This is a genomic window from Pantoea sp. YR525 (genome assembly GCF_900116775.1).
Lineage (GTDB): Bacteria > Pseudomonadota > Gammaproteobacteria > Enterobacterales > Enterobacteriaceae > Pantoea > Pantoea symbiotica.
This window is the reverse complement of record NZ_FPBU01000005.1, coordinates 356,814-382,990: the sequence shown is the minus strand read 5'-3', so window position 1 is coordinate 382,990 and position 26,177 is coordinate 356,814. Positions and strand designations below refer to the sequence as shown.

Below are 26,177 nucleotides of genomic sequence, written 5' to 3'. Positions count from 1 at the left end.
ATTATGCCTCCCGGCTACGGGCACACATCATGGTCGCTTCACAGACAATTTTGCCGTCCACGGTCGCCACGCCTTTAAAACGCGTCAAGCCACGACGGGTTTTCTCGAAGGTCACTTCCATGATCATCTGATCGCCCGGCACAACCGGACGTTTGAAACGTGCTTCATCGATACCAGCGAAGTAATAGAGTTCGCCTGGTTCCAGTTTTCCAACGCTTTTGAACGCCAGAATGCCGGTCGCTTGCGCCATCGCTTCCAGAATCAGAACGCCTGGGAAAATCGGCTTACCAGGGAAATGTCCCTGGAAAAACGGTTCGTTAACAGAAACGTTCTTCACCGCGCGCAGATATTTATGCTCTTCAAAATCCAGCACACGATCAACCAGCAAGAAAGGATAGCGGTGTGGCAGCAGTTCTAAAATCTCTTCAATTTTCAGAGTATGCGTTTCAGTAGTCAAAATACTCTTCCTGTCCTAAAAAATCTGATGGCAACAATAACACGGCCTGCACCGATCAAAATGATCTTCCGCAGGCCGCAAATTAGTTCGGGGCGTTTCGCTTTCTTACGATACCTGCTGCCATTCTCGGGTTAGCCAAGGTGGCAGAAAATACACTTCTTGTTATGAAAGCGAGTAGCGTGGGATGCGTTTAGTCGTCTTTGCCGACCTTACGTTCGATGGCTTTTAAGCGTTTGCTTATTTCATCGATGTTCATCACCAGCGCTGCTGTTTTACGCCAGGTTTTGTTGGGTTGCAGTGGAATTCCCGACGAATACACGCCTGGCTCTGTGATGGGGCGCATTACCATGCCCATGCCCGTTACGGTCACTTTGTCACAGATTTCCATATGGCCGTTAATGACGCTGGCGCCGCCAATCATACAGTAACGTCCAATCTTCAGACTACCCGCCATGATCACACCACCCGCAACTGCGGTGTTATCACCAATCACGACGTTGTGCGCAATCTGACACTGGTTATCTATGATAACACCATTGCCGATCAGAGTGTTATCCAGCGCGCCGCGATCGATGGTGGTACAGGCACCAATTTCTACCCGATCACCAATCACTACGGTACCCAGCTGCGGGATTTTCACCCAATTGCCGCGATCGTTAGCATAGCCGAAACCATCAGCACCAATAACGGTGCCGGACTGAATCAGACAATCCTGACCAATCTGGATTTCGTGATAAATCGTGACGTTAGCCCACAAACGTGAGCCGCGACCAATGCGCGTCTGCTTACCAACAAAACATCCTGCGCCAATAACGACGTCGTCACCCAGCTCTACGCCGGACTCGATCACCGCATTTGCGCCTACCGAAACATTCTTACCCAGCTTAGCCGTTGCATCGATCACCGCGCTGGGCGCAATATTCTGCGCGGGCTGCGGCGTGGTGTCCAGCAGTTGTGCCATGCGGGCATAAGTTAAGTAAGGATTTTTCACCACCAGGGCGGCCGTTTTACACCACTCCAGATCCGCTTCCGTCAGCACCACGGCTGAAGCCTGGATAGTAGCGAGCTGCTCGCGGTAGCGGCTGTTTGCAAGAAAAGTGATTTGGCCAGTTGTGGCGGATTGCATAGAAGCAATGCCGGAGATGACGATATCGCCATCTCCGTGCAATTCTGCATCCAACTGCTGGGCTAAATCAGCCAGTCGAATTGATGACATCAATTATTTAACCTGTTTTACAACGTCAGCAGTGATGTCTTTAGCATCAGAAGAAGAGTACAGCACGGCCTGAGAGTCCAGAACCAGATCGTAACCTTCGCTTTTCGCTACAGACTGAACAGCGGTCTGGATTTTAGCCAGCAGCTTGTTACGCTCCTGCATCTGACGAGTTTGGTTGTCTTTGTCAAAAGCCTGTGCTTTTTGTTCAAAGGCAGCACGCTCAGTAGAGATTTGCTTCTCTTTCTTGGTGCGGTCGCTCGCTTTCATGGTCGATGCATTACGCTGCAGATCCTGAATTTCTTGCTGGATCTTCTGCTGCTGAGACTGGAGGTCAGAGGCGCGGCTCTGGAATTCACCTTCAAGCTGTTTAGCAACAGCAGCACGCTGCGGAGACTGCTGGAAAACCTGGCTCAGGTTAACGACGGCAACTTTATCAGCCGCTTGGGCACCCGCAGAAGCAGCTAACGCAACACCCAGAGCAGCAGCACAGAACAACTTTTTCACTATAAACTCCTTACCTCAACGTGTGTGTTTGCAGCGTGCCGCATTATCAGGCAGCACGCGTGCAAGACGGTATTTTCACTTCCCTGCTCAGAGCCTTACCAGGTTTTACCAATGTTAAACTGGAATTGCTCTGACTTGTCTCCCTCGACTTTCTTCATCGGCTGGGCGTATGAGAATACCAGCGGTCCCAATGGTGACATCCACTGCAGTGCCACACCGGCAGAGACGCGAATGTTATTAGGATCGCTGTAATCTGGCACACCAGCCGCGCGTGTTTCCGCGGTGTTCTGCCATTTGGTATCCCAAACGGTACCGGCATCCATAAACACCGAAGTACGAACGGAATTCGCATACTTCTCGCTCAAGAACGGCGTTGGCGTGATCAGCTCAAGGCTGGCAATCGCCATGGCGTTACCACCAACCGCATCATCCGACTTACAGACGCCGTTCGGATCAGAGAGATTACAGGTTGACGAGCCATCGTTCAGATACGCAGCTTTAGGACCAATGGTATTGGACTGGAAGCCACGAACTGTGCTCGAACCACCGCCGTAGAAGTTCTCATAGAACGGCATCTCTTTACCATTAAGTCCGTCACCATATCCAACACGGCCACGGCCTAATACTACCCACGTACCATCGCGGTTCAGCGGTACATATTGCTGGCTATCCAATGTCGCTTTGTAGAACGCGTTATCAGAGCCTGGAATCGTCACTTTACCGTTCAGGTTGGTACGGTTACCGCGCGTTGGGAAGAAGCCGCGGTCTAAGGTGTTATAGGTCCAACCGTAGTTGAAGGTGAAATCATCTGCAGAGAAATCACCATCATCATTCAAGCCCTGATGACGACCGACTGAATCCAGATAACGCCACATCGCCACCTGTGGACGCATGTTGGACAGGTCGTTATGCACGTAACCTAAACCAACACGCAGGGTGTTGTTTTCGTTGACCGGGAAGCCCAGCGTACCGTCGAGACCATAACTTTTGTTGGTATAGTCAGACAGATCCGCGTCATCGGCTTTAAAGTCGTTATAGAACAAACGACCACCAAGGCTCACACCGTCGACCGTGAAGTACGGATCGGTCAGTGAGAACTCAGCATAGGTCTGGTAATCGTTTTTGGTACCGCTGATGCCAACGGTGTTACCGGTGCCGAGCCAGTTTTCCTGGGTCACACCCACCTGGAAGCTCACGCCACTTTCAGTACCGTAACCGACACCAAAGTTGAAGGTACCGGTGTTACGCTCTTTAACCTTGTAGACCACATCAACCTGGTCTGGTGCACCTGGAACGCGCTGCGTATCCACATCCACGGTTTCGAAGTAACCGGTACGATTCAGACGCTCTTTACCCTGATCGACGAGGTCGCTGCCCAACCAGGCACCTTCCATCTGACGCATTTCACGGCGCAGCACTGAATCTTTTGAGGTGTCGTTACCTTCAAAGCGCACTTTACGCACGTAGTAACGGTTGCCCGCATCTACGTTGATATGCAGCTTGACGGTTTTATCAGCATCATTAATTTCTGGCTGCGTCATTACGCGCGGATAGGCGTAACCGTAGCGGCCCAGCAATTTCTTGATGTCATCTTCCATTTGGGTGACTTTGGTGCCGTTATATAGCTCACCCGCTGGAATTCTGGTCATCTTTTCGATTTCAGCAGAATGGCCCGCCATGCTGCCGTTCACGATCACGCCGGCAATCTTGTACTGATCGCCTTCGTTGATGTTCACGGTGATGTAGATGCCTTTCTTATCTGGCGTCAGGCTCACCTGCGTTGAATCGATGTTGAAACGCGCATAACCGCGGTCCAGATAGAAGCTGCGCAGGGTTTCGAGATCGCCCGCTAACTTCTGCTTCTGGTATTTGCGATCGCCCACCACGTTCCACCATGGCACTTCATCACGCAGTGAGAAGCGCGAGATCAGTTCGTCAGAGCTAAACGCTTTATTGCCGACGATGTTGATCTGCTGGATCTGTGCTGAAACGCCTTCCTGAAAGACGAATTTCAGATCCACACGGTTGCGCGGCAGCGGCGTAGCAATGGCTTTGACGCTGGCGGTGTATTTACCGACGCTGTAGTAGAAGTCTTCCAGGCCCTTCTCGATTGAAGAGAGCGTGGTGCGGTCCAGCGCTTCGCCAACGCGCACGCCAGAAGCTTCGAGGTTCTGTTTCAGCTGATCTTCTTTCACCGCTTTGTTGCCGGAGAAAGTGATGTTGGCAATGGTCGGACGCTCTTTCACCTGAACAATCAGGGTTGTACCGTCACGCAGAACCTGCACATCTTCAAAGTTACCGGTGGCGAACAGTGAGCGAATGGTGTTTCTGACATCATCGTCATTCACCGTATCACCGACACGTACCGGCATGCTGAGCAGAGCCGCGCCGACGGCGACTCGCTGGAGACCTTCGAAATGAATGTCCTTCACTACGAAATCGTCTGCACCGTAAACGGTGGCGCTGCTAAACAGCAGCGACGCTATGAGCAACTTTTTCATCGCCATCGTTGTTATGCGTTTTCCTAACACATCCCGCGTCTGTATGCGTTCCAGCTATTACAGACGAGAGAAATCATTGAAAAGTGCAAGCCCCATTAACAGCACTAGCAAGATTGAGCCAATGCGATAACTAAAGTCCTGAACTCGCTCGGACACCGGTCCACCTTTGATCTTTTCGATCGCCAGAAAGAGCAGATGACCACCATCTAAAACCGGCAGAGGGAACAGGTTAATGATGCCCAGGTTGACGCTGATAAGCGCCAGGAACATCAGGTAATAAATCACCCCGTACTCTGCTGATAACCCGGCACCCTGCGCGATCGAAATCGGCCCGCTCAGATTATTCAGCTTCACATCCCCGATTATCAACTTGCCCAGCATGGAGACTGTTAGCTTCATCAGCTGCCAGGTTTTTACACTGGCTTCGCCGATCGCCGCAAAAGGCCCATACTGCCTTACCGTTTTGTACTCATCAGGCAGCGGAATCACACGCGGTATTACACCCGCGAAGCCTTCCGCTTCCTTGCCCGGTTTCGCTTCCGGCGTTAACGTCAACGCCACAGGTTCGCCGTTGCGCTCGATATCTAGCGCCATGTTTTTGCCCGGATTATCCCGCACCTGTGCCGCAAAAGCTTGCCACTGAGACAATGGCTGACCATCGACTTTAACGATCCTATCGCCCGCTTGCAAACCAGCATTGCTTGCCGGTGAGTTTGCCTGAACTTCAGCTAAGGTCGTTTCAATCTGCGGCCCACGTGGACGAATACCTAAAGCGACCACCGGATCCTGTTTATCAGGCTCAAATTGCCAATCGCGCAAATTTAATTGCTTTTGCTGCGTGGCTTCTTCGCCAAATTGCGAGACGGTAAGCGTGGCATCGCTGTCGCCGATTTTACCGATCAGCGCCATACGCACAGCATCCCAATCAGGCGTTTCGATACCATCTACCGCTTTAAGTTCCATACCGGAGGTAATTTGCGCTTCGGCAGCGACGGAACCGTTCAGAATTTCACCAACTACGGGACGCACACCCGGCACGCCGTGAATAAACACGACCCAGTAAGCGAAGATGGCAAAGATGAAGTTGGCGATAGGGCCGGCTGCGATGATCGAAGCACGCTGCAGCACGGTTTTATTATTGAAGGCTTGATGACGCAGTTCGGCGGGAACGCTCTCAACGCGTTCGTCGAGCATTTTGACGTAGCCGCCGAGAGGAATCAGCGCGATGACATATTCGGTGCCCTGACGATCGCTGCGACGCCACAGCGCTTTACCAAAGCCAATCGAGAAACGTTCGACTTTGACACCGCAGCGGCGCGCCACCCAGAAATGGCCAAACTCGTGCACGGTAATCAGCACGCCAAGCGCCACGATAAAGGCGGCAAAACTCCAGAGTATACTCAACATCGTCGGCTATCCTCAGAGGGTGCGGAACACCAACAGCAGCAGGCAGGCAAACACCGGCACCGCAGCAGTTAGGCTATCAATACGATCGAGAATACCACCGTGCCCCGGAATCAAGTTACCGCTGTCTTTAATGCCCGCTTCACGCTTAAACATACTTTCAGTCAGGTCACCCAATACCGATGCCAGCGTGGCAATCACCGCACAGATGATCAGCGTGCCCGGCGCCACCGAAAGCGGTGCCAGCAGCGCAAACAGCCAGGCGATGATGGCAGATGACAACAGGCCACCAAAGAAACCTTCCCAGGTTTTACCCGGAGAAACTTTCGGTGCCAGCTTATGTTTGCCAAACAGACGACCAAACATGTAAGCACCGGAATCTGCGCCCCAGACGAGGAACATCACGAACAGCAGCCACCATGCGCCGGCGAAATGATCGGTATCGTAATGATACTGACGCAGCGCCATCATGCCCCAGAAGAACGGAATCAAGGTGAGCACGCCAAACAACAGGCGCAGCGCACGTGAATGACGCCATAATGCAGCAGAAGCCGGATAGAACAGCACTAAGATGAGCGCGACAATCCACCATCCCAGCGATGCCCAAAGCGAGCCTTCCATCTGGAATTGGTGCAGATTGCGTTGATAGGGTTCAAGAGTGAAAAGCATCGCGGACAGCAACAGACCGCATAGCACGGCGAGCCAGATACGTTGCTGACGCGTTTTCATGCCGGCAAACTGCCCCCATTCCCAGGCGGCAAGCATGCAGATGATGATAGTGATAATCGCAAAACCGGACAGGGGTAACCAGAACAGTGCAGCGATCACCAGCGGAATCAAAATTAACGCGGTAATCAGACGAGACTTCAGCAAAGGTTACCCCCAAATTGCTTAGGCGCCGCCTGGTGCAGTACCGCCATAGCGTCGCTCCCGCGTAGAGAATGCATTCAGTGCACCTTCAAAAACGTTTTCATCAAAATCAGGCCAAAGAACATCGGTAAACCAAAACTCAGCATAGGCGATTTGCCACAGCAGGAAGTTGCTAATCCGATGCTCTCCCCCGGTCCTTATCACTAAATCCACTGGCGCCAGCTCCTGCATACACAGATACGGAGCCAGGCTTTCTTCGGTAATCTGGTCAGGACGCAATAAACCTTCCTGAACCTGTTCGGCCAATTTTCTGGCACCCTGGATAATATCCCAACGGCCGCCATAGTTGGCAGCAATGTTAAGGGTCAGTCCATTATTTTGCTGAGTCAGTTCCTCGGCGCGGCGAATGCGTTCCTGAATACGGTTATTGAAACGGCTGATATCACCAATAATGCGCAGACGCACATTGTGCTTGTGCAGGCTTTTAACTTCGCTGTCGAGCGCCCAGACAAACAACTCCATTAATGCTGTCACTTCCTGAATCGGACGGCTCCAGTTTTCACTACTGAACGCATAAAGCGTGAGCGCCTCCAGTTTATGGCTAACCGCAAAGCTGACAGCCCGGCGTACTGATTTTACCCCGGCTTTGTGGCCTGAAATACGCAGTTTGCCCTGATTTTTTGCCCAGCGACCATTACCATCCATAATGATGGCCACGTGACGTGGCGTGCAGTACGACTCGTCATCGATTGTGTTGTGATTGTTGGACGACATAACGCGTAATAATTCCTTTCATCAGAAATGCTGTGGTTTCTGAATACATTGCGCCTGCAGCAAACTCCGGCAAACACGCCAGATGACATCGAAACAATGTCGGGCTGTGAAACGCGAGCGAGCGACTATACCATTTTCACCCAGAGCGAACAAATAGCGGGAACTATCAACCTGCTAAACGAAAGCGCGGCAACAATTCATTGGCACGCACGCGCGCTAACCGATCGATCTCCATCACCTCGTCAATGCTGCCCGGCTCCTGACAACTCAGGGTCGCCAGCACTTCGCTGTTGATGGCGGCGATATCGGTAAAACGAATCTGGTGCTGCAGAAAAGCTGCCACCGCCACTTCATTCGCTGCGTTCAACGATGTCGTAGCGGCCTGGCCTGTGGCACAGGCATCAATCGCAAGCTTCAGGCAGGGATAGCGCTCGTAGTCCGGCTCGGCAAACGTCAACGACTTCATGCGAGTGAAGTCGAGCGGCGTTACGCCCGCAGAGATACGTGCTGGCCATGCCATGCTGTGCGCGATAGGCGTCCGCATATCCGGAGAGCCCAGTTGCGCCAGCACGCTGCCGTCGCAATAACGCACCATCGAATGGATAACAGACTGCGGATGCAGGATCACCTCCATCTGCGCGTCAGTCGCATTAAACAGCCAGCGGGCTTCAATGTATTCAAGACCTTTATTCATCATGGTGGCCGAATCAACGGAGATTTTACGCCCCATTGACCAGTTCGGATGCGCACAAGCCTGATCCGGCGACATACCGGCTAAATCGGCTAATGGCGTGTCACGAAAAGGACCACCCGATCCCGTAAGGAGAATCGACTCGATGCCGTTCCCCCGCAGATCAGCGTACCCCAACTGATGCTGTATGGAAGCGGGTAAACTCTGAAAAATGGCGTTGTGCTCACTATCGACGGGTAGCAATTGCACCTGATGTTGGCGTACCGCCTCCATAAACAGACGGCCGCATGTGACAAGCGATTCTTTGTTGGCCAGCAGCACGGTTTTGCCGGCACGAATTGCGGCCATGGTAGGCTGTAAACCTGAGGCGCCAACAATCGCCGCCATCACCTGATCCACATCATCCAGCGCGGCCAGTTCGCAGGCTGCCTGAACGCCGGAGAGCACTTCGGTATTAACGTTGAGTGCTTTCAGTCGCTCACGCAGCGCTTGTGCAGATTTCTCGTCGGACATCGCAGCATAGCGAGGTTGGAATTGCAGGCATTGCTCAGCCATCAACGCCACATTCTGGCCGGCCACCAGCGCGGTCACCTGATAAAGTTCAGGATTTGCGGTAATCACCGCCAGCGTGCTGGTACCAATGGAGCCGGTCGAACCCAGCAGAGTTAATCGCTTCATCATGCTATCCCTGTGAAGTCGTGGAGGGTGCCCGCAACGGCGCCGGACACAATGTAAAACGCCGCCAGAGTCGAACACGTCTCTGAACGGCGTTTTGAAAAGCAGTTGATGGAATTAGAAGTCCATCAGTTCCTTTTCTTTATCGGCCAATGCCGCATCAACACTCTTGATGTGCGCATCGGTCATTTTCTGGATCTCATCCTGCGTACGACGTTCGTCGTCTTCGCTGATCTCTTTGTCTTTCAGCAGCGCTTTGATCTTGTCGTTCGCGTCACGACGGACGTTACGTACAGAGACACGGCCCTGCTCAGCTTCGCCACGTACGATCTTGATCAGATCTTTACGACGCTCTTCGGTCAGCGCTGGCAGCGGCACACGAATATCGCTACCGGCTGAGCTTGGGTTCAGACCCAAATCAGACGTCATAATCGCTTTCTCAACAGCAGCGCTCAGCGAGCGATCAAATACGTTGATTTTCAACGTACGTGAATCCTCTACTGTCACGCTAGCCAGCTGACGCAGCGGCGTAGGTGTACCGTAATAAGGAACCACAATGCCGTCGAGCAGTGAAGGTGAAGCACGGCCGGTGCGGATTTTGCTGATGTTGTTTTTAAATGCATCCACACATTTTTCCATGCGCGTGTCTGCATCTTTTTTAATGTCGTTAATCACGTTGAAACCCTTGAATTCGGTTGACCTGGCCATTTCCGGGCTAACCGGAAGCGGTATCGATAAACATCGATCATCCTAATTGCTGCGCGATGCCGGAGCATCGCGGCAAAAGAATATACCTTATTTTAACGTGCGTCGGGTATTAATGCGTAATCAGGGTGCCTTCTTTTTCACCCATCACGACGCGACGCAACGCGCCAGGCTTGTTCATGTTGAAGACGCGGATAGGCAGTTTGTGATCACGCGCCAGCGTAAAGGCGGCGAGATCCATCACTTTGAGCTCTTTATCCAACACTTCTGCATAGCTCAGTTGGTCATACAGCGTGGCATCCGGGTTTTTCACCGGATCTTCAGAGTAGACGCCGTCTACTTTGGTGGCTTTCAGTACCACGTCGGCTTCGATTTCGATGCCGCGCAGACAAGCTGCAGAGTCAGTGGTAAAGAACGGGTTGCCAGTACCGGCCGCAAAGATCACGACACGGTTATTGCGCAGCAGGCTGATCGCTTCTGCCCAGCTGTAGTTGTCACACACACCGTTCAGCGGAATCGCTGACATCAAACGCGCATTGACATACGCACGGTGCAACGCATCACGCATTGCCAGGCCATTCATTACTGTTGCCAGCATGCCCATATGGTCGCCGACCACACGGTTCATGCCCGCCTGAGCCAGACCTGCGCCGCGGAACAGGTTACCGCCACCAATAACCACACCCACCTGAATGCCCAATTCAACCAGCTCTTTAACCTCTTGCGCCATGCGGTCAAGCACGCTCGCGTCGATGCCAAAACCTTCGGCACCTTGCAGTGCTTCGCCACTCAGTTTTAGCAGGATACGTTGATATACAGGTTTTGCGTTGGTCGCCATGGTCAGTTCTTCCTGGAAGATATGATGAAAAGGAGAAGTAAAATCTGGTCGATCATCCGCAAAGCCCGCGAGAAAAGCTATTGGGATGAGACTGAAAGTGCTGCACTAAATCGCAGACAAAAAAGAACCGCCTTGTGGCGGTTCTTTCGGACCATTAAGACTGTTTGGACATTGCAGCAACTTCTGCTGCGAAGTCAGCTTCAACTTTCTCAATGCCTTCACCCACTTCGAAGCGGATGAAGTTGATGACGTCAGCGTTTTTCTCTTTCAACGCCTGGCCAACGGTTTTGCTTGGATCGATAACGAAAGCCTGACCGGTCAGAGAAACTTCGCCGGTGAATTTCTTCATGCGGCCTTCAACCATTTTCTCTGCGATTTCTTTTGGCTTGCCAGACTGCATGGCGATGTCCAGCTGAACCTGGTACTCTTTCTCAACCACGTCTGCAGACACGTCTTCTGGCTTAACAAACTCTGGCTTGCTTGCAGCAATGTGCATAGCAACTTGCTTGCTCAGTTCTTCGTCAGCACCGGTGGTAGAAACAACCACACCGATACGTGCGCCATGCTGATAGCTGTTCAGCTCAGCGCCTTCCAGGATAGCAACACGACGGATGTTGATGTTCTCACCGATTTTCGTAACCAGCGCTACGCGTTCTTCTTCGAACTGCGCTTTCAGAACTTCCACATCGGTAACTTTGCCAGCGACAGCTGCATCCAGAACCTTGTCAGCAAACGCCTGGAAACCGCCATCTTTAGCAACGAAGTCGGTCTGGCAGTTTACTTCCAGGATCGCCGCGAAGCCGTCAGCGATTTTGGTTTTGATCACGCCATCAGCAGCAACGTTGCCTGCTTTCTTAGCGGCTTTGATTGCGCCAGATTTGCGCATGTTCTCAATCGCCAGCTCGATGTCGCCGTTCGCTTCGGTCAGCGCTTTTTTGCAGTCCATCATGCCTGCGCCAGTACGCTCACGCAGTTCTTTTACCAATGCAGCGGTAATATCAGCCATTCCAGAATCCTCGATTCGTCTCTGTGTGCTCACACACTGTCAGAAACTTGTTGCGGAAAATTTACTCTGCCCCGCTCGCTCTGCAGTGAGCGTGACAGACTTAGATAAAATAAAGGGGCCTGAACGGCCCCCTTAACAGATAACATCTGATGTCTAAGGGCTCTTAGAAAGAGCGAACCTTATTAAGCTTCAGCAGCTTCTTCAGCCTGCTCAGCCAGATCCTGTGAACGGCCTTCGCGTACGGTAGTCGCAACGGCAGTCAGGTACAGGCTTACAGCACGGATCGCATCGTCGTTACCTGGGATAACGAAGTCAACGCCGTCTGGATCAGAGTTGGTATCAACGATAGCAAATACTGGGATACCCAGGTTGTTTGCTTCTTTGATAGCGATGTGCTCGTGATCAGCGTCAACAACGAACAGTGCATCCGGCAGACCGCCCATATCTTTGATACCGCCCAGGCTGTTTTCCAGCTTGGCCAGTTCGCGAGTGCGCATCAGCGCTTCTTTCTTGGTCAGTTTGTCGAAAGTACCGTCCTGAGACTGAGACTCAAGATCTTTCAGGCGTTTGATTGACTGACGAACGGTTTTCCAGTTAGTCAGCATGCCACCCAACCAGCGGTGGTTTACGAAGAACTGGTCGCAGCTCAGAGCTGACTCTTTTACCGCTTCGGCAGCAGCGCGCTTAGTACCAACGATCAGAATCTTACCTTTACGGGAAGAGATCTTTTTCAACTCAGCCAGAGCGTCGTTGAACATTGGCACAGTCTGCTCGAGGTTGATGATGTGAACCTTGTTACGTGCGCCGAAGATGAATGGCTTCATTTTCGGGTTCCAGTAACGGGTCTGGTGACCAAAGTGAACACCAGCCTTGAGCATGTCGCGCATTGAAACAGTTGCCATGATTACCTCTAAAGTTTGATTTGGGGTTGGGCCTCCATGTATCCCATACGACCGACCTCTTTCAAGGCACCCCGGCGTATGTGTCGATACATGTGTGTTTTAGTACACATAATGAGTTTTATGCGTTTCCTGCCAGCCAAACGTCGGTGACAGAGAATCGTCGGCGCGCTTTATACCACAATGCGCAGGAATACGCCAATAGTAGTTGAGCGCCGCAGGCGCAGACAATCGCCATTTGGCAGCCCTTTTGCTGGCTGCTAACATGACTGCCACAGAACTCATTATTGTCGAAAATTTCGACGATTGCGGATTAATTTAATGGCTATTTCAATTAAAACCCCTGAAGAAATCGAAAAAATGCGCGTGGCGGGCCGTCTTGCGGCTGAAGTGCTGGAGATGATTGCACCGCACGTGGTGCCTGGCGTCACCACTGGTGAACTGGATCGTCTCTGCCACGAACACATCACGCAGAAGCAGCAGGCGATTTCCGCCTGCCTCGGCTATCACGGCTTCCCGAAGTCGGTGTGTATTTCGGTGAATGAAGTGGTATGTCACGGTATTCCGAGCGACGATCGTGTGCTGAAAGATGGCGACGTGGTTAACGTCGATGTCACGGTGATCAAAGATGAGTATCACGGCGATACCTCAAAAATGTTCATCGTCGGTAAAGCGACCATTCAGGGTGAGCGCCTGTGTCGCGTTACCCAGGAAAGTCTCTATATCGCGCTGCGTCTGGTGAAGCCGGGGATTCGTCTGCGTGAGTTGGGCCGTGCGATTCAGCAGTATGTCGAAGCCCAGGATTTTTCAGTGGTGCGCGAGTATTGCGGTCATGGCATCGGCAAAGGCTTCCACGAAGAGCCGCAGGTCCTGCATTATGATGCGGATGACAGCGGCGTGGTATTGCAAGCAGGCATGACCTTCACCATCGAACCGATGGTGAATGCCGGTGATTACCGCATCCGCACCATGAAGGATGGCTGGACCGTGAAAACCAAAGATCGCAGCTTGTCCGCGCAGTATGAGCATACTATTGTGGTGACAGAAAACGGCTGTGAGATTCTGACGCTGCGTGAAGATGACACCATTCCAGCGGTGCTCGAAAACGTCGCGTAATCATCTCGCTGACAGTACCAGGCCGGCTTATAGCTGGCCTTTTTTATGTGCGTAATGAAGAGGCATGTTGATGAGTGGTAGCGTGACCGAAGCAGTACACAAAGGCCTGACCGATTCCCCCGCCAGCTGGCCCGATGACGCCCTGACGCGCGACAAGCTCAAACAGTATCTTGAGCAATTCCAGCAGCATCTTGGCATCGCATTTGATGCGGGCACCGATATCGAATCGCTGATCGATGCGCGCACGCTGTTTATCGACCGCTTATTGCGTCGCCTGTGGCGCTTCTTTGGTTTCGACCAGATGAAAGAGATCGCGCTGGTTGCCGTTGGCGGCTATGGTCGCGGCGAACTGCATCCGCTTTCCGATATTGATGTACTGATCCTCAGCCGCCAGCCGCTGGATGACGCGGCCGCGCAGCGCACCAGCGAGCTGCTAACGCTGATGTGGGATTTGAAGCTGGAAGTCGGTCACAGCGTACGTACGCTGGAAGAGTGCCTGCTGGAAGGCTTATCCGATCTCACGGTCGCCACCAATCTAATCGAATCGCGCATGCTCACCGGCGATGTAGCGCTGTTTCTCGAACTGCAAAAGAACATCTTCAGCGATGGCTTCTGGCCGTCGTCGCGCTTCTTCGCCGCCAAAATTGAAGAGCAGCAGGAGCGCCACCAGCGCTATCACGGCACCAGCTACAACCTCGAACCGGATATCAAAAGCAGCCCCGGCGGCCTGCGCGACATTCACACGCTGCAATGGGTGGCGCGCCGTCACTTTGGCGCCACCACCATGGATGAAATGGTCGGTTTCGGCTTTATCACCGAAGCGGAACGCAATGAAATCAATGAGTGTCAGGAATTTTTGTGGCGCATTCGTTTTGCGCTGCACTTAACGCTGACGCGTTATGACAACCGCCTGCTGTTCGATCGCCAGCTGACCGTCGCTCAACGCCTCAACTATTTGGGCGAGGTCAACGAGCCGGTTGAGCGCATGATGAAGGACTTCTACCGCGTTACGCGCCGCATCGGCGAACTCAATCAGATGCTGCTGCAGCTGTTCGATGAAGCGATTCTGGCGCTGTCGACCACTGAAAAGCCGCGCAATATTGATGATGACTTCCAGATTCGCGGTGACCTGATCGACCTGCGCGATCTCACGCTGTTTGAGCGTGAGCCGCAAGCCATCCTGCGTATGTTCTACGTGATGGTGCGCAACGAAAACATCAAAGGCATTTACTCCACCACGCTGCGGCAGTTGCGCTATGCGCGCCGTCATTTGAAACAGCCGCTGTGCCAGATTCCTGAAGCGCGTGAAACCTTTATGGCGATTCTGCGTCATCCGGGCGCGGTAAAGCGCGCGCTGGTGCCAATGCATCGTCACAGCGTGTTGTGGGCGTATACGCCGCTGTGGGGCAACATCGTCGGCCAGATGCAGTTCGATCTGTTCCACGCTTACACGGTGGATGAGCACACCATTCGCGTGCTGCAAAAACTGGAGAGTTTTGCCGACGAAGCCACGCGCCCGATGCATCCGCTGTGCGTTGAACTCTGGCCGCGTCTGCCGCAACCGGAACTTTTGCTGATGGCCGCGCTGCTGCACGATATCGCCAAGGGCCGCAACGGCGATCACTCGATTCTCGGCGCGCAGGATGCGCTCGACTTTGCCGAATTACACGGCCTCAACTCCCGTGAAACCCAGCTGGTTGCCTGGCTGGTTCGCCATCATTTATTGATGTCAGTGACCGCGCAGCGCCGCGACATTCAGGATCCCACGGTAATTCAGCAGTTCGCCGAAGTGATGCAGAACGAAAACCGCCTGCGCTATTTAGCGTGCCTGACGGTTTCCGATATCTGCGCCACCAATGAAAGCTTGTGGAACAGCTGGAAGCAGAGCCTGTTGCGTGAGCTGTTCTTCGCCACCGAAAAACAGCTGCGCCGCGGCATGGAAAACAGCCCGGATCTGCGCGAACGCGTACGTCATCATCGCTTGCAAGCACTGGCGCTGCTGCGCATGGAAAACCTCGACGAAGAGCGTTTGCACCATATCTGGAGCCGTTGCCGCGCCGACTATTTCCTGCGCCACACGCCGAATCAGCTCGCCTGGCATGCGCGTCATTTGATTCACCACGATCTCAACAAACCGCTGGTGCTGGTCAGCCCGCAGGCCACGCGCGGCGGTACCGAAATCTTTATCTGGAGCCCGGATCGTCCGCACCTGTTTGCAGCGGTGGCCGGTGAGTTGGATCGCCGTAATCTCAGCGTGCATGATGCGCAGATCTTTACCAGCCGCGATGGCATGGCGATGGACACCTTTATTGTGCTGGAGCCAGATGGCAGCCCGCTGGCCGCCGATCGCCATCCGCTGATCATTCAGGCGCTGGAACAAGCCATCACGCAGAACGAATGGGTGCCGCCGCGTACGCGCCGCCAGTCCGCGCGCCTCAAACATTTCAGTGTCGATACCGAAGTCAACTTCCTGCCAACGCACACCGACCGCCGCAGCTATCTGGAATTGGTCGCGCTCGATCAGCCCGGCTTGCTGGCGCGCGTGGGTGAAGTGTTCGCTGATTTGGGGGTTTCGCTGCATGGCGCACGCATTAGTACGATTGGTGAGCGGGTTGAGGATCTTTTCATCCTCGCCGATAGTGAGCGGCGTGCACTTGGGGTGGAAATGCGCAATGTGTTGCAACAGAGGTTGACAGAAGCCCTTAATCCAAACGATAAACTGTGACCTGGCTTTCATCCTTCACGTTGCAGGTGCGTTGGCTTTCCTACAACGTGAAGGATTTAGGGTAGACATATTAATCATGTCCGAATTTACGGACATCCGTCATGACAGAATCAGGAAATAAATATGCAACAGTTACAGAGCGTTATCGAATCTGCCTTTGAGCGACGCGCCGACATCACGCCTTCTAGCGTAGACAGCGCGACCCGCGATGCTATCACCCAGGTTATCGGCCTGCTGGATAGCGGTGAACTGCGCGTGTCTGAAAAGATCAACGGTGAGTGGGTAACGCATCAGTGGCTGAAGAAAGCGGTGCTGTTGTCGTTCCGCATCAACGACAACCAGGTAATGGAAGGTTCTGAAACCCGCTTCTACGACAAAGTGCCAATGAAGTTTGCTGGCTGGGATGAAGCGCGTTTCAAAAACGCCGGTTTCCGCGTAGTGCCACCGGCTGCCGTGCGTCAGGGCGCATTCATCGCGCGTAACACCGTGCTGATGCCTTCTTACGTCAACATCGGCGCTTACGTTGATGAAGGCACCATGGTTGATACCTGGGCGACCGTGGGTTCTTGCGCGCAGATCGGTAAAAACGTCCACCTGTCAGGCGGCGTGGGAATCGGTGGCGTGCTGGAGCCGCTGCAGGCCAATCCAACCATCATCGAAGATAACTGCTTCATCGGCGCACGTTCAGAAATCGTTGAAGGCGTGATCGTCGAAGAAGGTTCAGTGATCTCAATGGGCGTTTACATCGGCCAGAGCACCAAAATCTTTGACCGCGAAACCGGCGAAGTGCATTACGGTCGCGTACCGGCAGGTTCCGTCGTCGTTTCAGGTAACCTGCCGTCAAAAGATGGTAGCTACAGCCTGTACTGCGCGGTCATCGTGAAGAAAGTTGACGCTAAAACCCTCAGCAAAACAGGCATTAACGAACTGCTGCGCAGCATCGACTAAGCTTTTCCTGCCTGTAAATCTTCCCGACGGGCCTGCCTACAGGCCCGTAATTATTTGTTTACACTCCCGCCTGAATTACCTGTTTCGCGCCGCGAATTAACACGTGCGTTTATTTTTCAAACAGTTCATAATCCGCGCCAAGTTAACTCCGGTCGCGCACTGTTCATCCCGGTTTTTGTGTCTACAGTTGATTAAGTATGCCGTAAGCGTTCCGGTTGCCGCGTTTCTGCTGCATCCCGAATGATGATGATAGTCCTGCGCGCTCACCCACTCTTAGATGGAATATAAACGCTATGTACGACAACCTGAAAAGCTTAGGTATCAGCTCTCCTGAAGACATCGACCGTTACAGCCTGCGTCAGGAAGCTAACAACGACATTCTTAAAATCTACTTCCGCAAAGACAAAGGTGAATTCTTCGCTAAAAGCGTGAAATTCAAATATCCACGTCAGCGCAAAACCGTAGTCGCCGATCACACCAGCCAGGGTTACAAAGAAGTGCAGGAAATCAGCCCGAACCTGCGTTACGTGATCGATGAGCTGGACCAGATTTGCCAGCGCGACCAGGTTGAAGTGGATCTGAAGCGTAAAATTCTGGCGGATCTGCGCCATCTGGAAAGCGTGGTCTCTAACAAGATCGCTGAGATCGAATCAGACCTCGACCAGCTGACCCGCAATAAATAATTGTTCGCTTTTGCTAACAGGCCAGCGAATGCTGGCCTTTTTTATGGTTGCTGATATGGCAGCGAAAGTAGCCAGGTATCGCGCAGTGCCTGCATCACCGCCCCGCTGTTTTGATCTTTCCATTGCGTCTGCATGATCCACTGTTGATAACGTGGCTGCTGCAAACTGTTGTCGGCCATTGAAAGCAGCGGAATGATGCGTTGGCTCACCCGATCGCGGTTTTTCCACGGCCAGACTTTACTGGCATCGCTGTACGGCGCCATCATGTCCAGCGCAGCCAGCAACGTGCCGCTTTGCTGTTGGCTGCTATGCCATAAATCACCCAATCCCGCTTTACCGGCCAACTGCGCCAATGCAGTAAGCGCCTGCAGATTGAAGTAGCTGTAATGGAAGGATCGCGTGCGCGCTAACTCTGCGGGCTGACTGCCATCGGCACGGATTTGCAGCGCAATTTTACTGCTCGCCAATTCCACCATCGCTTTAACCGTCTCACGATCGCCCAGATACCAGGCAATGCCCGCCACCTGCGTGCAATACCAACTGCCATGATTATTCGCCGCCGCCGCTTCTTGTAGCGCTAAAGGATTGTGCCGCAGCCAGTGCAGATACTCGCTAAACCAAAAATGCATCGCCTGCTGATCGGCTGGCTGCCAACCGGGCGCACTACGCAGCAAAGTCAGCGCATCCACCACGCGCGTGGCAAAGTAGCGTCCATCCAGCACGCCATCATGGCGGCCTGCGGATCGGCCCGGAATGCCTTGTGCAAAGTTTAGATTCGGATGCATGCGGCTGGCGGGATCGATAAACCAGTGGCGCATCATCGCTAGCGCTTTATCGGCATAACGTTGATCGCCAGAGAAATACCAGGCCAGCGTCAGTGCCTGAAAATCAGCAGTAAAGCGCGCCAGCCGCACACCATCACTTTGTTCATTCTTACTGGCGGGATTCACTTCACCGTCGCGACGCTGCCACGGCAATCCGTCGGCGCTGCTGTCGTCCGGCCACCAATAGGCGCTCAGGCTTAAATAATCCTGCTTCGAGCCGCTCGGCGGCAGCAAACCTTTATCGGTGACGCTGGGATTGGGGTGTTTCAGCGCGTTATCCGCCTGCTGCTTTAACTGATGCCAGGCATCGATCGTGGGCGGCGCAGCTTGATGATGTGCCAGCTGCTGCTTAACCCGCTGAAGATCGTTTAAAGAGAGAAAGGCCGGATCGTTAGCCACACTTAGCGCGCTATACAGCCACAGCAGCACAATCCACAGGTTTCTCATTAACTTTGCTCATCCAGTTGTAGCGCCACATACAGCAGCAAGCGATCGTCGAAGTTGCCCAGATCGAGACCGGTAAGCTCGGAAATACGATTGAGGCGATACTCCAGCGTGTTGCGGTGAATAAACAGCGCGCGCGCCGTAGCGCTGGGTTGCACATTATGGCTAAACCACGACACCAATGTACGCCGCAGCAAACCATTGTTATCCATACTTTTCAGCTTCGCCAGCGGGCGCGCCAGTTCGTTGGCCTGCCAGCCGCCGCGTAAACTGTCGAGCAGCACCGGCAGCACCAGATCCTGATAAAAATAGCTGCGCTGTTCCGGCATGCGCTGTTTGCCCACCATCATGGTGGTGCGCGCGGTACGGTACGAACGCGCGATGCTGCCGGGACCGGTAAAGTAGTTGCCGAGCGCGATACGCATCCGCACCTGTCCGCTCTCTTTCATGCGTTGCAGCAGTTGATCCACGCGACGGCGATGATCGTCCTGATCGTAGCGGCCATGCGCATTCAGTGCCGGTTTCAGCACCACCATTTCGGTGAGTGAAACAATCGCAATCAGGTTGTCGCGCTCCGGCGTGGTCAGCAGCGTTTGCAGCTGCTGTAGTTCGGACATGGCGCTATCGACGCCAAGCTGGCCGCTGTCCACTTCCACCACCGCCACCACACGCGGCTGATTGAGATCGATGCCGAGCCGCTGCGCCCATTCGCTCAGCGCTGGCGATAAGGTTTCGCTGCGCACCAGATTCAGCACCAATTCTTCACGCAAGCGGCTGTCCTGCGCCAGCATATGCAGCAAACGCGCCTGCTCCAGCATCATTTCAGCGGTCATACACACTAACTCGCCGTAGTGACGCAGCGTTGCTGGCTGGCCGGTCAAACCGATTACGCCGACGATGTCGCCATCAATACGCAGCGGTAAATTGATGCCGGGACGCACGCCGTGCAGATGTTTTGCCACCGCTTCGTCGATGTCCACCACGCGGCCTTGTGACAGCACCAGCAGCGCGCCTTCGTGCAATTCGCCAATACGTTCACGATCGCCACTGCCGATGATGCGGCCGCGCGCATCCATCACGTTGACATTGCTATCAATAATTTGCATGGTGCGGGCAACAATATCCTGAGCCAGTCGCGCATCGAGATGATAGGTGGCCATCAAACACTCCGGAGATAAGGACGAACAGACAGAATACGCATCCGATAAGGCGCTGACATTGTGCAACTGCACATAGCCGTGGGGATTATGCGGGATTTGCGGTAAGCGTCACATTCAGTACCGGACATTTGCACAGACACAAAAAAGGCGAGCCGAAGCTCGCCTGTTATCAACAACCTGAAACTTACTGCATCAGCAAATACAAACTGCTGTCACCGCGCTGTACGTTCAGTGCCAGCACCGAAGGTTTGGTATCGAGCACTTTGCGCAGCTCGCCAAGGTTAGCCACGGCTTGCTGGTTCACGCCGAGAATCACGTCACCTTTCTTCAGACCGATACGCGCCGCTGCGCTGCCCGGCTTAACGCTATCGACACGCACGCCTTTCTGGCCATTTGTATCGATATTGCTGAGATCGGCACCTTCAATGCCGGTGTAGATGGTGGCGGACTGCACTTTATCCTGCGAGCTCTGCTGCAGTTCAACCGTGACGTTCACCGGTTTGCCTTCGCGTAGCAGACCCAGCTGCAGCTTGGTGCCGACCGGCAGCGAGCCGACTTCGGCACGCAGCGCCGCGAAGCTGGTCAGCGCTTTACCGTTCATTGACACCACCACGTCACCGGCTTTCACGCCGGCTTTCGCCGCGGCGGAATTCGGCAGTACCTGGCTAACAAAGGCGCCGCGCTGCGCATCGACTTTCATCGCTTTCGCCAGCTCAGAGTTCAGCTCGGTGCCCATAATGCCCAGCTCGCCGCGTTTCACCTGGCCGTACTCAACCATCTGTGCAGTCAGGTTTTTCACCATTGAGCTTGGGATCGCAAAGCCGATACCGATGTTGCCGCCGTCCGGTGCCAGAATCGCGGTATTAATCCCGATCAGCTCACCGTTAAGGTTAACCAACGCGCCGCCGGAGTTACCCCGGTTGATCGCCGCATCGGTCTGGATGAAGTTTTCATAGTTTTCAACGTTCAGGCCGCTGCGACCCAGCGCTGAAACAATCCCCGAGGTCACGGTTTCGCCGAGGCCGTACGGGTTACCGATCGCCACGGTGTAATCACCAACGCGCAGGTTGTCAGAATCGGCAATTTTGATTGCGGTGAGGTTTTTCGCATCCTGCAGCTGAATCAGCGCGATATCTGACTGCGGATCTTTACCAATTACTTTGGCATCGTAGCGACGGCCATCGCTGAGCTGAACCTGAATTTTGGTCGCGTTATCCACCACGTGGTTGTTAGTCACCACATAGCCTTTATCCGCGTTAATCACCACGCCAGAACCGAGCGCACGGAACTGCTGTTTCTGCGCGTTAGCACCGCCATCCGCGCCGCCGCCGTCACCGCCCGCGCCGTTTTGGCACATTGGCGAACTCTGGAACGGTGAACCGTCCTGACAGAACGGAGAATTATCACCAAAGAATTGCTGGAATTGCTGTGGCATACGCGGTGTTTTAACCGTCGTCGTGCCTTCCACGCTGATACTCACCACGGACGGCATGACTTTTTCCAGCATCGGTGCCAGGCTTGGCAACTGCTGGCTGGAAGAAGAAGCGGTCTCTGCGGCAAATACACTCACAGGGCTCAACGCCGTCGCGCCGAAACTCAGCGCCAACGCCAGCATAATTGTGTTTTTTTTCATTTATCTGTGTCTCTCTAAGAATTACGGCCAGACCATTGCTGTGGTCGTGATGGTGAGATTAAGTTTTTAGCGCGAAGTTCCTAATAAAGTTTTAGGCAAAGGTAAAAAATTGTTCTTCGTCTTTACAATTCTGCGCTTATTCAACCGCCATTAAACGACGATATTCATCCCAGGCATAATTGTCCGTCATCCCGCTAATGTAGTCCTGAATCAGACGCGCACGATAATAACGTTCCCACAACAGGCGCTGATATTTATGCTCAACAATTAATGAACGCATGTGTTGCTGATAGGCTTTGCGATGTTTGCCGGAAAGCTTGTGAAACAGCCGGGTTTCAATTGGATGCTTTGCCAGAAAATCCTCGTTCATCAAAGTGGTAAATTGCTCGTAATCCAGCAACAGCAATGACTGATATATTTCGAGCAGACCTTTAATCACCCGATAACCCTGTAATTCCAGTTGTTCAACTTCAGGATGATTAAACACCTGCTGACGCGCCACCGTTTTAAACAGTTTCAGCAAGCGCCCTTCTTCGCCATCATCTTCCAGCAAAGCATGATTAAAATCGCCTTCGAAAATAGCCGGTAAGTTGTCGATGAAACGCTTAACCGCATGGCTAACTAAGACGTTTTGCACGTTAACCCGCAGCGACATAAAGAATTGATCGCTGATACTGCGGCGTTTTTTCTGATTAGCCTCTTTCCAGGCATCGCCGATGGTGCGGCTGAAAACATCGCCGGTTTTTACCGTGCCCCAGGCATCGAGTAAATGCTTATACAGCGTTTCAACATGGAAGATGTCTTTTTCTACGGCGTCATCCAGATCGGCAATGCAATAAGAGATATCGTCGGCGGCTTCCATTATCCAGGTGAGCGGAAAACGATGGTGCTCTTTTATATTCGTTGCCTCGCGTAACTCAGCCACATATTCACGCTCAGATAAATAGAAACCCGGTTTTTTCATTAATACGCTAAATTCAGCCGGTTTATCGCCTTGCCACCATGCCGGCGCGGTATATTTCAAAATACAGGCGACCTGCGCATAGCTGAGATTGAGTTGCAGCAGCGTATGCACCAGGCGAATCGCCTGAGCGTTGCCCTCGAAATGGCATAAATCTTGACGAATCATTGCATTTAACTGGTCAAAAGCAGATCGCTCTGATTCATCGGCAACACCCGCCACCAGCGGATCGACCAACTCGGCAGGCAGATTATCATCGAACCAGTCATTGATCGCCGCCTCACCAAAGTGACCAAACGGCGGATTGCCAACATCGTGCAGCAAACAGGCCATCTCTATCAGGCTTTCGAAGGCACCTTCGAACTCATCCAGCCCATAATTCGCCAGCCCGCCGCCCTGCGTTTTCAGCGCTTGCAGAATCTCTTTAGTGATATATCGCCCGGTTTGCTGCACTTCCAGCGAGTGCGTCAAACGCGAACGCACCGCCGCGTTGCGCTCTAGCGGGAATACCTGGGTTTTCTGTTGCAGACGACGAATCGCGGCGGAGTTAATAATACGTCCGCGATCGCTTTCAAAGTGGCGGGTAATAAAGTATTCCCCTTCGGGATCTTTGCGGCTGGTATAAGGGCGGGTGAAACTGATCTTCTTCCTGAAATTGATCGTCGCCATAATTACCCCTTATTTTTTCGTGAATTCTTCCTCAATCAGCCATGTTAGACTATGCCTCACTTATGCGGGTTACATCCATTAAATTAGCGAGATTCTTATGAAAGTAGGCATTATTGGCGCGATGGAGCAGGAAGTTACTCTGCTGCGTGACAAAATCGAAAACCGCCAGACACTGACGCTGGCCGGCTGCGAAATTTACACCGGCACGCTGAACGGTGTTGAAGTGGCGCTGCTGAAATCAGGCATCGGTAAAGTGGCTGCCGCGCTCGGCACCACCTTGTTGCTCCAGCTGTGCAAGCCGGATGTGGTGATCAACACCGGTTCTGCTGGCGGATTGGCGCCAACGCTGAAAGTGGGCGATATCGTGGTGTCCGATGAAGTGCGCTATCACGACGCAGACGTCACTGCCTTCGGTTACGAGCCAGGCCAGATGGCCGGTTGCCCCGCGGCTTTCGTGGCAGATGACAAACTGATTGCCGCCGCTGAGCGGGTTATCAAGCAGCTCGACCTCAACGCGGTACGCGGTTTGGTCGTGAGCGGCGATGCTTTTATCAACGGCGCGGCACCGCTGGCGCGTATCCGCACCACCTTCCCGCAGGCGATTGCGGTGGAGATGGAAGCGACCGCGATCGGTCACGTTTGCCATCAGTTCAAGGTGCCTTTTGTGGTGGTGCGCGCGATTTCTGACGTCGCCGATCAGGAATCACACCTGAGCTTTGACGAGTTCCTCAGCGTTGCGGCAAAACAGTCTTCGCTGATGGTTGAAAACCTGCTGGTTCAGCTGGCGCGTGGCTAAAATCCTGCTGCTTGGGCTGTTGCTGCTGTGCAACAGCCTGTTCGCCGCCGCGCCGCGCGTTATTACGCTTTCGCCCCATCTGACCGAACTGGCTTTCGCCGCAGGCATCACGCCGCTGGCCGTCAGCGCCTTCTCCGACTATCCCGCGCAGGCTAACGCGCTGGAACAGGTCGCGAACTGGCAAGGCATCAAAGTAGAACGCATTCTGCAACTCAAGCCGGATGTGGTGCTGGCGTGGCGTGGCGGTAATCCGCAGCGACAAATCGAACAGCTGCAACGTTTCGGGATTAGGGTTGAGTGGATCGATCCACAAACCATTGATCAAATGATCGATGCGCTGGCGGCGTTACAGCGCTGGAGCCCGCAGCCACAGCAAGCGATTGACGCAGCGCAGACATTACGTGCGCAGGAAGCGGCGCTGCGCCAGCAGTATCAGCAAAGCACGCCGATCCCGCTGTTTTTGCAGTTTGGTCAGCAACCGCTGTTTACCGCTTCGCGTAACACCATGCAAAACCAGGTGATTGAGCTGTGCGGGGGCAGGAATATTTTTGCCGATAGCAGCGTCAGTTGGCCGCAGGTGAGCCGTGAACAAGTACTGATGCGCCATCCGCAGGCGATTGTGATTGGCGGTAACGCCGCACACGCCGCCAGCATTGCCAAATTCTGGCAGCCGCAGCTGGATGTGCCGGTGATCGCCATCAATGACGACTGGCTGAGCCGTCCGGGGCCTCGCATGCTGCTGGCGGCGAAACAGCTGTGTGCAGATTTACATCCGACGAAAAAAAGCACCAATAAAGATTAAAGATCCGGCAGAAATTGTCGTAAATCATAATACAAGGCGCAGCGGCCACGTATGCTCTGTGCCCATTTTTAGCGCTTAGCGCAATTTTGTCTTCACCAGGAACTATTCATGACCAGAGCACTGCTGCTGGCCATAGGGCTCGTGATCGCTGCACCATTGAGTGCGGCCACGTCGACCGGCTCTATCGCCGTCACCTTGACGTTATTCTCGCGTTGCGATATCTCACGCCAGAATGAACACACTCTGCCCACCGTGGATTGTGGACGCCATTTCAGCGCACAGCCGCGCATTACCGAACGTGTGTTAAAACGCGATGCCACGCGCCGTGAATCTGCGCGCCTGGTAACAATTGAGTGGTAGGAATCTGGCTACCAGAACGGCAGCCAGAAGCAGCATTAGATGCTGAAGGAAGAACCGCAACCGCAGGTGGTTTTGGCATTCGGATTGGTCACGATAAAACGTGAACCCTCCAGGCCTTCTGTGTAATCCACGGAACCGCCCACCAGATATTGCAGGCTCATCGGATCCACCACCAGCGCCACGCCTTGTTTCTCGATGGTCATGTCGCCGTCATTCATTTGATCGTCAAAGGTGAAGCCGTACTGGAAACCGCTGCAACCGCCGCCGGTAATATAGACGCGCAATTTCAGCTCGGGATTCTCTTCATCAGAAATCAGGTTTTTCACTTTTTTTGCTGCTGCATCAGTGAATTGCAAAGGCAGCGCTGCTAAGTCGTCACTCATCTTTTACTCCGGGTAAACGTCGAGGTCAGAAAACGACCTTAATCTCGCTATTATCTGCCAGCCGTCCAGTGCAATCAAGTCTCAAGCTTGACACTGCGTGCCGCCGCATGCGCAGGAAAGTATATACCCTAAA

24 protein-coding genes are annotated in these 26,177 nt (G+C 53.5%); 7 read left to right on the top strand and 17 right to left on the bottom strand.

The annotated features are described in order from the left end of the window. Window position 1: 1 nt before the first annotated feature. The 12 genes from fabZ to rpsB all read right to left on the bottom strand — a co-directional run bounded on the left by fabZ (window position 2) and on the right by rpsB (window position 12,543). Window positions 2-457 carry a 3-hydroxyacyl-ACP dehydratase FabZ gene (fabZ, locus tag BM323_RS12920; protein ID WP_007893924.1) on the bottom strand — a complete coding sequence of 152 codons (456 nt, stop codon included), beginning with the start codon at window positions 455-457 and terminating at the stop codon, window positions 2-4. A gap of 190 nt (window positions 458-647) precedes the next feature. Beyond that, entirely contained in the window at window positions 648-1,673 is a 1,026-nt protein-coding gene (gene lpxD, locus BM323_RS12915; RefSeq protein ID WP_008108477.1) for a UDP-3-O-(3-hydroxymyristoyl)glucosamine N-acyltransferase, read from the bottom strand. 3 nt (window positions 1,674-1,676) lie between these two features. After that, window positions 1,677-2,177: an OmpH family outer membrane protein gene (locus BM323_RS12910; protein ID WP_008108478.1), complete on the bottom strand. Its 501-nt coding sequence runs from the start codon at window positions 2,175-2,177 to the stop codon at window positions 1,677-1,679. 95 nt (window positions 2,178-2,272) lie between these two features. Then, window positions 2,273-4,684 carry an outer membrane protein assembly factor BamA gene (gene bamA, locus BM323_RS12905; RefSeq protein WP_008108479.1) on the bottom strand — a complete coding sequence of 804 codons (2,412 nt, stop codon included), beginning with the start codon at window positions 4,682-4,684 and terminating at the stop codon, window positions 2,273-2,275. 51 nt (window positions 4,685-4,735) lie between these two features. After that, window positions 4,736-6,085, bottom strand: coding sequence for a sigma E protease regulator RseP (gene rseP, locus BM323_RS12895; RefSeq protein WP_008108480.1), 1,350 nt, complete (start codon window positions 6,083-6,085; stop codon window positions 4,736-4,738). 12 nt (window positions 6,086-6,097) lie between these two features. Beyond that, window positions 6,098-6,955, bottom strand: a complete 858-nt coding sequence (cdsA, locus tag BM323_RS12890) for a phosphatidate cytidylyltransferase (RefSeq protein WP_008108481.1) — start codon at window positions 6,953-6,955, stop codon at window positions 6,098-6,100. A gap of 18 nt (window positions 6,956-6,973) precedes the next feature. After that, window positions 6,974-7,726 (bottom strand): (2E,6E)-farnesyl-diphosphate-specific ditrans,polycis-undecaprenyl-diphosphate synthase, encoded by a 753-nt coding sequence (gene ispU, locus BM323_RS12885; RefSeq protein WP_007893909.1) that lies wholly within the window; start codon window positions 7,724-7,726, stop codon window positions 6,974-6,976. 166 nt (window positions 7,727-7,892) lie between these two features. Beyond that, window positions 7,893-9,095 (bottom strand): 1-deoxy-D-xylulose-5-phosphate reductoisomerase, encoded by a 1,203-nt coding sequence (ispC, locus tag BM323_RS12880; RefSeq protein WP_175501704.1) that lies wholly within the window; start codon window positions 9,093-9,095, stop codon window positions 7,893-7,895. Window positions 9,096-9,209: 114 nt separating this feature from the next. After that, complete coding sequence (gene frr / locus BM323_RS12875) at window positions 9,210-9,767, bottom strand: ribosome recycling factor (protein ID WP_036649587.1); 558 nt, start codon at window positions 9,765-9,767, stop codon at window positions 9,210-9,212. Between the two features lie 142 nt (window positions 9,768-9,909). Further along, on the bottom strand, window positions 9,910-10,635 hold the full coding sequence (gene pyrH / locus BM323_RS12870) for a UMP kinase (RefSeq protein ID WP_007893903.1): 726 nt from the start codon (window positions 10,633-10,635) through the stop codon (window positions 9,910-9,912). Between the two features lie 154 nt (window positions 10,636-10,789). After that, entirely contained in the window at window positions 10,790-11,641 is an 852-nt protein-coding gene (gene tsf / locus BM323_RS12865; protein WP_008108484.1) for a translation elongation factor Ts, read from the bottom strand. Window positions 11,642-11,823: 182 nt separating this feature from the next. Then, the gene (gene rpsB, locus BM323_RS12860) at window positions 11,824-12,543 is read right to left on the bottom strand and encodes a 30S ribosomal protein S2 (protein ID WP_007893898.1); all 720 of its coding nucleotides are present in this window, start codon (window positions 12,541-12,543) and stop codon (window positions 11,824-11,826) included. 318 nt (window positions 12,544-12,861) lie between these two features. Between rpsB and map the strand changes: the two genes are divergently transcribed. The 4 genes from map to BM323_RS12840 all read left to right on the top strand — a co-directional run bounded on the left by map (window position 12,862) and on the right by BM323_RS12840 (window position 18,012). After that, complete coding sequence (map, locus tag BM323_RS12855) at window positions 12,862-13,656, top strand: type I methionyl aminopeptidase (RefSeq protein ID WP_008108487.1); 795 nt, start codon at window positions 12,862-12,864, stop codon at window positions 13,654-13,656. Window positions 13,657-13,726: 70 nt separating this feature from the next. Further along, window positions 13,727-16,381 (top strand): bifunctional uridylyltransferase/uridylyl-removing protein GlnD, encoded by a 2,655-nt coding sequence (gene glnD / locus BM323_RS12850; protein WP_008108488.1) that lies wholly within the window; start codon window positions 13,727-13,729, stop codon window positions 16,379-16,381. Between the two features lie 123 nt (window positions 16,382-16,504). Next, window positions 16,505-17,329 carry a 2,3,4,5-tetrahydropyridine-2,6-dicarboxylate N-succinyltransferase gene (dapD, locus tag BM323_RS12845; RefSeq protein WP_008108489.1) on the top strand — a complete coding sequence of 275 codons (825 nt, stop codon included), beginning with the start codon at window positions 16,505-16,507 and terminating at the stop codon, window positions 17,327-17,329. 293 nt (window positions 17,330-17,622) lie between these two features. After that, complete coding sequence (locus BM323_RS12840) at window positions 17,623-18,012, top strand: DUF3461 family protein (RefSeq protein ID WP_008108490.1); 390 nt, start codon at window positions 17,623-17,625, stop codon at window positions 18,010-18,012. A 41-nt stretch (window positions 18,013-18,053) separates the two neighbouring features. Here BM323_RS12840 and BM323_RS12835 read toward each other — a convergent pair whose 3' ends face one another. The 4 genes from BM323_RS12835 to dgt form a co-directional block, all read right to left on the bottom strand. After that, window positions 18,054-19,283: an alginate lyase family protein gene (locus BM323_RS12835; RefSeq protein WP_008108491.1), complete on the bottom strand. Its 1,230-nt coding sequence runs from the start codon at window positions 19,281-19,283 to the stop codon at window positions 18,054-18,056. Beyond that, a complete protein-coding gene (locus BM323_RS12830; RefSeq protein ID WP_008108492.1) occupies window positions 19,283-20,440 on the bottom strand; it encodes a CdaR family transcriptional regulator in 1,158 nt (385 codons plus the stop codon). Before BM323_RS12830 ends, BM323_RS12835 begins: the two co-directional genes overlap by 1 nt. A gap of 184 nt (window positions 20,441-20,624) precedes the next feature. Next, window positions 20,625-22,073: a serine endoprotease DegP gene (gene degP / locus BM323_RS12825; RefSeq protein ID WP_008108493.1), complete on the bottom strand. Its 1,449-nt coding sequence runs from the start codon at window positions 22,071-22,073 to the stop codon at window positions 20,625-20,627. Between the two features lie 136 nt (window positions 22,074-22,209). After that, window positions 22,210-23,703, bottom strand: a complete 1,494-nt coding sequence (gene dgt, locus BM323_RS12820; RefSeq protein WP_008108494.1) for a dGTPase — start codon at window positions 23,701-23,703, stop codon at window positions 22,210-22,212. Between the two features lie 97 nt (window positions 23,704-23,800). On the opposite strand from dgt, the gene mtnN reads away from it, so the two are divergent. The 3 genes from mtnN (at window position 23,801) to BM323_RS12805 (ending at window position 25,661) form a co-directional block, all read left to right on the top strand. Continuing rightward, a complete protein-coding gene (gene mtnN, locus BM323_RS12815; RefSeq protein WP_008108495.1) occupies window positions 23,801-24,499 on the top strand; it encodes a 5'-methylthioadenosine/S-adenosylhomocysteine nucleosidase in 699 nt (232 codons plus the stop codon). Further along, window positions 24,492-25,301 (top strand): vitamin B12 ABC transporter substrate-binding protein BtuF, encoded by an 810-nt coding sequence (gene btuF, locus BM323_RS12810; RefSeq protein ID WP_008108496.1) that lies wholly within the window; start codon window positions 24,492-24,494, stop codon window positions 25,299-25,301. Before mtnN ends, btuF begins: the two co-directional genes overlap by 8 nt. Before the next feature lie 108 nt (window positions 25,302-25,409). After that, window positions 25,410-25,661 carry a hypothetical protein gene (locus BM323_RS12805; RefSeq protein ID WP_008108497.1) on the top strand — a complete coding sequence of 84 codons (252 nt, stop codon included), beginning with the start codon at window positions 25,410-25,412 and terminating at the stop codon, window positions 25,659-25,661. A gap of 35 nt (window positions 25,662-25,696) precedes the next feature. On the opposite strand, the gene erpA is transcribed toward BM323_RS12805, so the two are convergent. Next, window positions 25,697-26,044: an iron-sulfur cluster insertion protein ErpA gene (gene erpA, locus BM323_RS12800; protein ID WP_007893884.1), complete on the bottom strand. Its 348-nt coding sequence runs from the start codon at window positions 26,042-26,044 to the stop codon at window positions 25,697-25,699. Between the last annotated feature and the right edge of the window lie 133 nt (window positions 26,045-26,177).

Coding starts and splice junctions, on each gene's coding strand:
- lpxD (WP_008108477.1), bottom strand. CDS start 1,673: ATGTCATCAATTCGACTGGCTGATTTAGCCCAGCAGTTGGATGCAGAA.
- bamA (WP_008108479.1), bottom strand. CDS start 4,684: ATGGCGATGAAAAAGTTGCTCATAGCGTCGCTGCTGTTTAGCAGCGCC.
- rseP (WP_008108480.1), bottom strand. CDS start 6,085: ATGTTGAGTATACTCTGGAGTTTTGCCGCCTTTATCGTGGCGCTTGGC.
- ispU (WP_007893909.1), bottom strand. CDS start 7,726: ATGTCGTCCAACAATCACAACACAATCGATGACGAGTCGTACTGCACG.
- ispC (WP_175501704.1), bottom strand. CDS start 9,095: ATGAAGCGATTAACTCTGCTGGGTTCGACCGGCTCCATTGGTACCAGC.
- pyrH (WP_007893903.1), bottom strand. CDS start 10,635: ATGGCGACCAACGCAAAACCTGTATATCAACGTATCCTGCTAAAACTG.
- tsf (WP_008108484.1), bottom strand. CDS start 11,641: ATGGCTGATATTACCGCTGCATTGGTAAAAGAACTGCGTGAGCGTACT.
- rpsB (WP_007893898.1), bottom strand. CDS start 12,543: ATGGCAACTGTTTCAATGCGCGACATGCTCAAGGCTGGTGTTCACTTT.
- map (WP_008108487.1), top strand. CDS start 12,862: ATGGCTATTTCAATTAAAACCCCTGAAGAAATCGAAAAAATGCGCGTG.
- glnD (WP_008108488.1), top strand. CDS start 13,727: ATGAGTGGTAGCGTGACCGAAGCAGTACACAAAGGCCTGACCGATTCC.
- dapD (WP_008108489.1), top strand. CDS start 16,505: ATGCAACAGTTACAGAGCGTTATCGAATCTGCCTTTGAGCGACGCGCC.
- BM323_RS12840 (WP_008108490.1), top strand. CDS start 17,623: ATGTACGACAACCTGAAAAGCTTAGGTATCAGCTCTCCTGAAGACATC.
- BM323_RS12835 (WP_008108491.1), bottom strand. CDS start 19,283: ATGAGAAACCTGTGGATTGTGCTGCTGTGGCTGTATAGCGCGCTAAGT.
- BM323_RS12830 (WP_008108492.1), bottom strand. CDS start 20,440: ATGGCCACCTATCATCTCGATGCGCGACTGGCTCAGGATATTGTTGCC.
- degP (WP_008108493.1), bottom strand. CDS start 22,073: ATGAAAAAAAACACAATTATGCTGGCGTTGGCGCTGAGTTTCGGCGCG.
- dgt (WP_008108494.1), bottom strand. CDS start 23,703: ATGGCGACGATCAATTTCAGGAAGAAGATCAGTTTCACCCGCCCTTAT.
- mtnN (WP_008108495.1), top strand. CDS start 23,801: ATGAAAGTAGGCATTATTGGCGCGATGGAGCAGGAAGTTACTCTGCTG.
- BM323_RS12805 (WP_008108497.1), top strand. CDS start 25,410: ATGACCAGAGCACTGCTGCTGGCCATAGGGCTCGTGATCGCTGCACCA.
- erpA (WP_007893884.1), bottom strand. CDS start 26,044: ATGAGTGACGACTTAGCAGCGCTGCCTTTGCAATTCACTGATGCAGCA.